Here is a 6,849-nt window from a genome sequence, read left to right as displayed (position 1 = left end):
GTCTACACTTGTTCCACGTGCCGCAAGAACCACAGTAATCATGGGACTTGTAGCATTTTTTATTGGTCCTGTGTATGCAATTTTGCTTTACCTATTAAATCTTGTTGTGATAGGTATTGCTGGAACAATTCTAAAAAAGATATTACCCGGGATTAGTCCTGAGATTTTATTTGATATTCCTCCATATAGAACACCAACATTAAAAACAACAATTATAAAAACATGGTATAGAATAAAAGATTTTGTTTATGTAGCTATACCGCTTTTGGTTGGCGGTAGTATTGTGCTTTCCTTAATTGATTATTTTAATTTTGCAAAATATATAAATTATGTTTTTGCTCCATTTATGGAACTTTTAGGTTTACCTGTTGCTATTGGAATAGTTCTAATTTTTGGTATATTTAAAAAAGAATTAACTCTACTTATGCTTGCACAGGCTTTGGGTTTAAGTTCAATTTCTGCTGTTTCAAAAATGCTTAGCGTTGAACAAATCTTTGTATTTACTATATTTGTTATGTTTTATATACCTTGTTTGGCAACTATTTCTACGCTGTATAGAGAAATTAGGCTTAAAGGCACGATTGTAATTACAGTATCAAGTATACTGATTGCTACGATATTAGCTTTTATTGCTCATTTGATATTCTTAGTTATTTAGCTGATAAGCTAGCTCAAGTGCTTCTTTGTTTGCAGCAACATCATGTACTCTAAAGATGCGCGCACCATTAAAATAACTTGCAATATTTGCTCCAATTGTGCCAAATAATCTTTCATTTACATCTTTATTTAAAATGTTGCCAATAAAGCTTTTTCTTGATAAGCCAACTAATATAGGTCTGCCAAATATTTTAAAACTTTCTATATTTTTAATTATGTCAATATTATGACTTAGTGTTTTGCCAAAACCAATACCTGGATCCAACACAATCTTTTTTTTGTCAAAGTTATTTGTTAGTAATTTGTTAATAGCGTTTTCAAAAAATTCATTTATTTCTGTAATTAAATTTTGATACATTGGGTTTTCCTGCATAATTTTTGGTTTGCCTTTTATATGCATTATAACGCAGGAATAATTACAATCCAATATACACTCGCTCATTTTTTCATCAAAAGTAAAACCACTTATATCATTGATTATTGAAACATCATACTCAAAAGCTTCTTTTGCAACACTTGAATTGAATGTATCAACAGATAAAATTACCTGAGGAAATCTTTTTTTAATGGCTTCTAAAACAGGAAATAAACGCTTTTTTTCTTCTTCAAGTGTTACTGTTTCACTAAAGGGTCGTGTTGATACAGCACCAATATCAACAATGTCTGCTTTTTCATTTAATATTTGTTCGCACCTAAATAGAGCCTTGCTTACAGTATCATATTTTCCACCATCGTAAAATGAATCTGGTGTAACATTTAGTATACCCATGATAAGATAATTTTTCTTTAGATCAAAGACTTGTTCACCTACTTTCCATAAAAATTCACCAAAATAAGCATCTAATTGATTGTTTATTTTTTCGCCCAAATCTCTTAAATCTTTAAAGTTTTGAATTTTTAGCTTATTGGATAATTTATACAGTCTTTTTATATCACCAAAAACTAAGCAGTCAGTTTTTGCAGTTTTTGCTGTAATAGTATCTTTAGATACGCATGCGTCAATACCACACGATAGAGCTTCCTGTTTTATAATATTTGCTATATAAAAATCACAATCGTAAATTAAAAAAGAAAGGTTAATTGTTTTGTTTATCATTAGTTCAATGCCAATATTGTCAGCTTTGATATTTTGCATTAATTGTTTTGCTTGATCTTTTGAGTGTATTTTTATTAGATCAAACTTCACTTTGTGGTTCCTTTAAGATTTCATCTATATCAGCTGAAGTTATAACTTCTTTTTCAAGAAGTGTCTGAGCCATTTTTGTAATATGACTTTTGTGTTGCAATATGATATTTTTTGTAGTTTGATATGCATCATCTATAATCCTTTTGATTTCTCTATCAATAAGACGAGCCGTATCTTCACTAAAGTTTTTGTGTGTCGCAATTTCTCTACCTAAAAATACTTCATCTTTGCTTGTAGCATAATTTAGTGGTCCAAGCTCGCTCATACCCCATTCGCAAACCATTTTTCTTGCTATATCTGTAGCCCTTTCGATATCATTTCCAGCGCCCGTAGTTATGGTATTTAACATAACTTCTTCTGATACTCTACCACCTAGGAGTACACATATTCTGTTTATTAAATACTCTTTATCATACGTGTATTTATCGCCTTCAGGAAGCTGTTGCGTTACACCAAGAGCCATGCCTCGCGGTATTATAGTTACTTTGTGGATTGGATCTGTTTTTGGCAAAAGTTTAGCTACAATTGCATGTCCAGACTCATGATATGCTGTAATTTCTTTTTCTTCATCGCTAATAATAACGCTTTTTCTCTCTGGTCCCATAAGTACTTTATCTTTTGCCAGCTCAAAATCTTCCATCTCAACTTCTTTTTTGTTTTTTCTGGCAGCAAAGAGTACCGCTTCGTTTACAAGGTTTGATAAATCAGCCCCAGAAAATCCAGGTGTTGATTTGGCTATTATTTCTAAGTTTACATTTTTAGCAAGAGGTATGTTTCTTGTATGTACTTTTAATATCTCAAGTCGTCCTCTTACGTCAGATTTTGATACAATTACCCTTCTATCAAACCTACCTGGTCTTAGAAGCGCAGGGTCTAATACATCTGGTCTATTTGTTGCCGCCATTATAATGACGCTTTCGTGCGTTTGAAAGCCATCCATTTCTACAAGTAATTGATTTAGCGTTTGTTCTCTTTCATCGTGCCCACCACCTATGCCAGCTCCTCGCTGTCTACCCACAGCGTCTATTTCATCAATAAATACAATGCATGGAGCAGATCGTTTCGCCTGTGCAAATAAATCCCTAACTCTGCTTGCACCAACACCTACAAACATTTCTACAAAGTCAGATCCGCTTATGCTGTAAAATGGTACTTTTGCTTCGCCAGCAACAGCTTTTGCAAGCAATGTTTTGCCAGTACCAGGTGGCCCTACAAGCAAAACGCCTTTTGGTATTTTTGCACCCAGTTGAATAAATTTTTTTGGATATTTTAAAAATTCTATAATTTCCTGTAATTCTTCTTTTGCTTCTTCCACGCCTGCAACATCTTTAAAAGTTATAGGGTTTTTATCAGATGTTATAAGTTGGGCATTGCTTTTGTTAAACGACAAAACTTTACCGCCTTTTTGCATTTGGTTTGAAAAGTAAAAAAATAATATTAAAAAAACAATCATTGGAGCCCAATACATTAAAAATATATCAAGCATCGTGTTTTTTTCTTTTGGTAGGATATCTATTTTTACATTGTGTTTTGTTAGTAAATCAATAATGCTTTGAGCGCTAGCTGGTAAAATGTAGGTTTTATATTGTTCATTATTTATACTAAAATATATTTCTTTTTCGTCTTTAATCGTAACTTTTTTAATCAGATTAGAATTAACAGAACTAACAAATTCGCTATAGCTCATTTGGTTTTGACTATATTGAGACTTATTGAATATATTAAATAAAATAATAGTCGCTATGATAATAGCAAGCCAAAGGACAATATTTCTATAATTTATCATCTTTCATTCCTCCCGCTAAATCTTATATCAAAAATTATTGTATTCTTCAAGATAATATGATATTATTGCAAATTGTGAGAAAGTTTAAATGGATTTTGTTTTTTATACTATTTTTCGTCATAGTTTCATGTAGTCCAAAAAACGCTAGTATGGATATAAATCTACATGGTGTTAACACTGGTAATATAAACCTGCTATCACTAAAAGGTAAAGTTATTTTAATAAATATATTTCAAACGGATTGCCCTGTTTGCCAAGAAGAAGTTCCTTCTTTAAATAAGCTCTATAATTACTACAAAAATAATAAAAATGTTAAAATCATTGGTATAAGTCTAAATTCAGATGGTTTAAATTCATTTATTGATTATTATGGAATCAGATATCCTGTATATACAATAAACCAATCAGATTTGTCAAAACTTGGTGGCGTTGCTTACACTCCCACTACAATTTTAATTGATAAAAACGGCAATATAATAGAAAGATTTGTTGGATTCAGGGATTTTTATTTTTTAAGCACAAATATAAATATACTTCTCTAAACAAGTTTGCTAAATAGTTTTGTCTTTTCAAGTATTTTTACAATGTTATATAAACTTTCGTTATATGGAGCATTTTTGCCAATTTGTTTTGCCACTTTAACCACATAGCCATTTAGGTATTCAATTTCTGTTTTTTTACCTTTTCTTAAGTCTTCGCCAACGCTTGCTTTCCATACATCTGGTTTAAATTTGCTTGCAAAATCTATTACTTGATCGGCAATTTGATCTAAATCTATGCCGTGAGGTTTGTCAAATACATCAACAATTTCTCTAGATAGCTTTGAAGAAAATTCAAGCTCGCTTTTTTCGAAGCTTTTAAGGCCAGTTAGAGCATTTATAGTAGCACAGCTGCAGTAAAATATAAACTTCCACCATTTCTCACTCATTATGTCATCAACAACCATTGTATTTAATCCACATTTATTAAAATTTTGGGCAAAATACATAGCCTTTTGTTTATCTAAAAAATAACCTATTTTTTGACCGTTATTCATAAAATTATCTAACACATTGTCGTTTATTGTTGCGCCAATTAAACTTGCAATAGGGAAAATAAGCGTTTTATCAAGTTTTGATAGCAATACTTCTTCTGTGTAAATACCATTTTGAACTGTTAATATAGGTGTATTTTTTGTGGCTTTTAGAATATTTTCGATTGCATAATCAACATCAAAAGATTTTGTAGCCAGAATAATGCAATCGTATTTTTTATCAATTTTGTCCTTAATATTAAATGTATGTGTATTAACAGTTGAGCCTATCTTGATATTATAAGTTTTTTGTGATGGGTTTTTGCCTATGTAGTCAACAGAGTTTTCTTTTTCTAAAAAATATCCCATAAGTAAACCCAAAGCACCACTACCATAAATTAAAATATTCATTGCAAGCCTCCTTTTTCTAATTTAAAGCAAACACAAATTTTTGTCAAAAAATTGACTATAAATAAAAAAAATGTATTTTGTTATCAATGAAGACAGTTTCACTTGCACTAAGTGGTGGCGCTGCAAGAGGCTATGCCCATATTGGTGTAATAAAAGAATTGGTTAATAATGGTTTTAAAATCAATGCAATAGCAGCTACCTCAATGGGCGCCGTAGTGGGCGCTATGTTTGCAGCAAATAGATTAAACGAATATGAAGAATGGGTTAGAAACCTTTACAAAATGGATATTATTGGTTTACTTGATTTTAGTGTAGGTGGTGGTTTGGTTAAAACAGATAAGCTTTTTAATGTACTTGGGCAAATGCTTGGGTCAAATATTTTAATAGAAGATTTACCAGTTAAATTTTGTGCTGTTAGTGTTGATATTGTAAATAAAAAGGAAGTGTGGTTTGATAAAGGTGATCTACTTTTTGCAATAAAAGCTTCAAGTGCTATACCATCTATTTTTTATCCAGTTGAAAAAGATGGTCATCTGTATGTTGATGGCGGAATACTAAATAATTTACCGGTTGGTGCACTAAGAAACACTCAAAGTGATTATGTTATTGCAGTGGATATAAATTCAAATGTTAAAACTAAGTATGACATAACAATACAAAAAGATGAAGAAAAACAGCAAAATTTGCTATTAAAACAATTTAATAAAATTTCAAAAAAATTTAAAAAAGATCAAAAAAAACAATATTCTATTTTTGATATAGCAGCTACATCATTTGATATAATGCAAAACGCTCTCAAATCTTATAGATTGGCTGAAAACAAAGTAGATATTTTAATAGAAATTCCTCAGGATGTTTGTAAAATGTATGATTTTCACAAAGCCACACAATTGATTCAGATAGGTCAAATTGCTACAAAAAACACTCTCGAACTCTATAAAGAAAAAATAAGTATATAAGTAAGTTAAATAAATACTTGACAAATTTAATAACTAAATTATTATATTACAAGATTATATTAAAAGGAGGTCCACATGTTTCGTAAGTGGTTTTTGGTTATTTTGGCTACTTTGTTTTTTGGCTTTTTCAATCTGGCATTTGCTAAATTAGAGGTCATTAGCACAGACCAAGCTGCTCAACTTATTAGTGCAAACAAAGATGTTATTGTAATTGATACCAGAAGCGAAAAAGATTATTTAAACGGTCACCTGCCTAAAGCAATTAACTTAACAAATGCTATGTTAAGCGAAAAAAGAGGTGAAGTGGTAGGTTTGGTTCCCTATAACAGGCAACTCGAAGAAAAATTATCAAATTTTGGTTTAAAGAAGGATGCTACCTATATTGTATATTCTGGTGAAAATTTTGATAAACCGCATTTCTTTTTAACAAATGCAACAAGAGTTGCAGCTATTTTGTATTGGGCTGGTATAAAAGATATCTACTACATGGATGGTGGGTATGAAAAATGGATAGATGAGAAAAAGCCAATCGCTAAAGGTGAGTATAGATTGCCTAAATCAAATTTTGTAATTGAAAGAAACAGAACAACAGTTTTTTCTTTTCTCCCATTTGTTAAATGGGCATTGAATCATGAAAATCTTGTCCAATTTGTTGATGCAAGAAATTATGAACAATTTAGCGGGCAGGACACAAAAGATAAAAGGCTAGCAAGATTTGGTCACTTAAAGGGTGCCAAATGGGTTTATGTTGCAAACTATATGCAAAAAGAAAAAAATTATTGGGTTATAAAACCAAAAGCTCAAATAGAAGAAATTCTAAAAAATGCAGGTGTTGATA

7 protein-coding genes are annotated in these 6,849 nt (G+C 30.8%); 4 read left to right on the top strand and 3 right to left on the bottom strand.

What is annotated here, in order from left to right:
- Positions 1-658, top strand: a 658-nt coding sequence (locus Q0C22_RS05150) for a nucleoside recognition domain-containing protein (RefSeq protein ID WP_291492451.1), incomplete at its 5' end; no start/stop codon positions are given.
- On the opposite strand, the gene folP is transcribed toward Q0C22_RS05150, so the two are convergent.
- Together folP and ftsH are read right to left on the bottom strand one after the other, a co-directional pair.
- Positions 647-1,843: a dihydropteroate synthase gene (folP, locus tag Q0C22_RS05145; protein WP_291492449.1), complete on the bottom strand. Its 1,197-nt coding sequence runs from the start codon at positions 1,841-1,843 to the stop codon at positions 647-649. The genes Q0C22_RS05150 and folP overlap by 12 nt on opposite strands.
- Positions 1,833-3,629 (bottom strand): ATP-dependent zinc metalloprotease FtsH, encoded by a 1,797-nt coding sequence (gene ftsH / locus Q0C22_RS05140; protein WP_291492447.1) that lies wholly within the window; start codon positions 3,627-3,629, stop codon positions 1,833-1,835. Before ftsH ends, folP begins: the two co-directional genes overlap by 11 nt.
- A gap of 149 nt (positions 3,630-3,778) precedes the next feature.
- Between ftsH and Q0C22_RS05135 the strand changes: the two genes are divergently transcribed.
- Complete coding sequence (locus Q0C22_RS05135; RefSeq protein ID WP_291492444.1) at positions 3,779-4,171, top strand: TlpA disulfide reductase family protein; 393 nt, start codon at positions 3,779-3,781, stop codon at positions 4,169-4,171.
- On the opposite strand, the gene Q0C22_RS05130 is transcribed toward Q0C22_RS05135, so the two are convergent.
- The gene (locus Q0C22_RS05130; RefSeq protein WP_291492442.1) at positions 4,168-5,052 is read right to left on the bottom strand and encodes a ketopantoate reductase C-terminal domain-containing protein; all 885 of its coding nucleotides are present in this window, start codon (positions 5,050-5,052) and stop codon (positions 4,168-4,170) included. The genes Q0C22_RS05135 and Q0C22_RS05130 overlap by 4 nt on opposite strands.
- An 86-nt stretch (positions 5,053-5,138) precedes the next feature.
- Between Q0C22_RS05130 and Q0C22_RS05125 the strand changes: the two genes are divergently transcribed.
- Both Q0C22_RS05125 and Q0C22_RS05120 read left to right on the top strand, forming a co-directional pair.
- The gene (locus tag Q0C22_RS05125; protein ID WP_291492440.1) at positions 5,139-6,011 is read left to right on the top strand and encodes a patatin-like phospholipase family protein; all 873 of its coding nucleotides are present in this window, start codon (positions 5,139-5,141) and stop codon (positions 6,009-6,011) included.
- Positions 6,012-6,086: 75 nt separating this feature from the next.
- Positions 6,087-6,849: sulfurtransferase (locus tag Q0C22_RS05120; RefSeq protein WP_291492438.1), on the top strand; the 763-nt coding region annotated here is incomplete at its 3' end.

The sequence above is a fragment of the Desulfurella sp. genome (assembly GCF_023256235.1).
GTDB lineage: Bacteria > Campylobacterota_A > Desulfurellia > Desulfurellales > Desulfurellaceae > Desulfurella.
The sequence above is the reverse complement of the archived record's forward strand: the minus strand, read 5'-3'. Positions and strand labels throughout refer to the sequence as shown.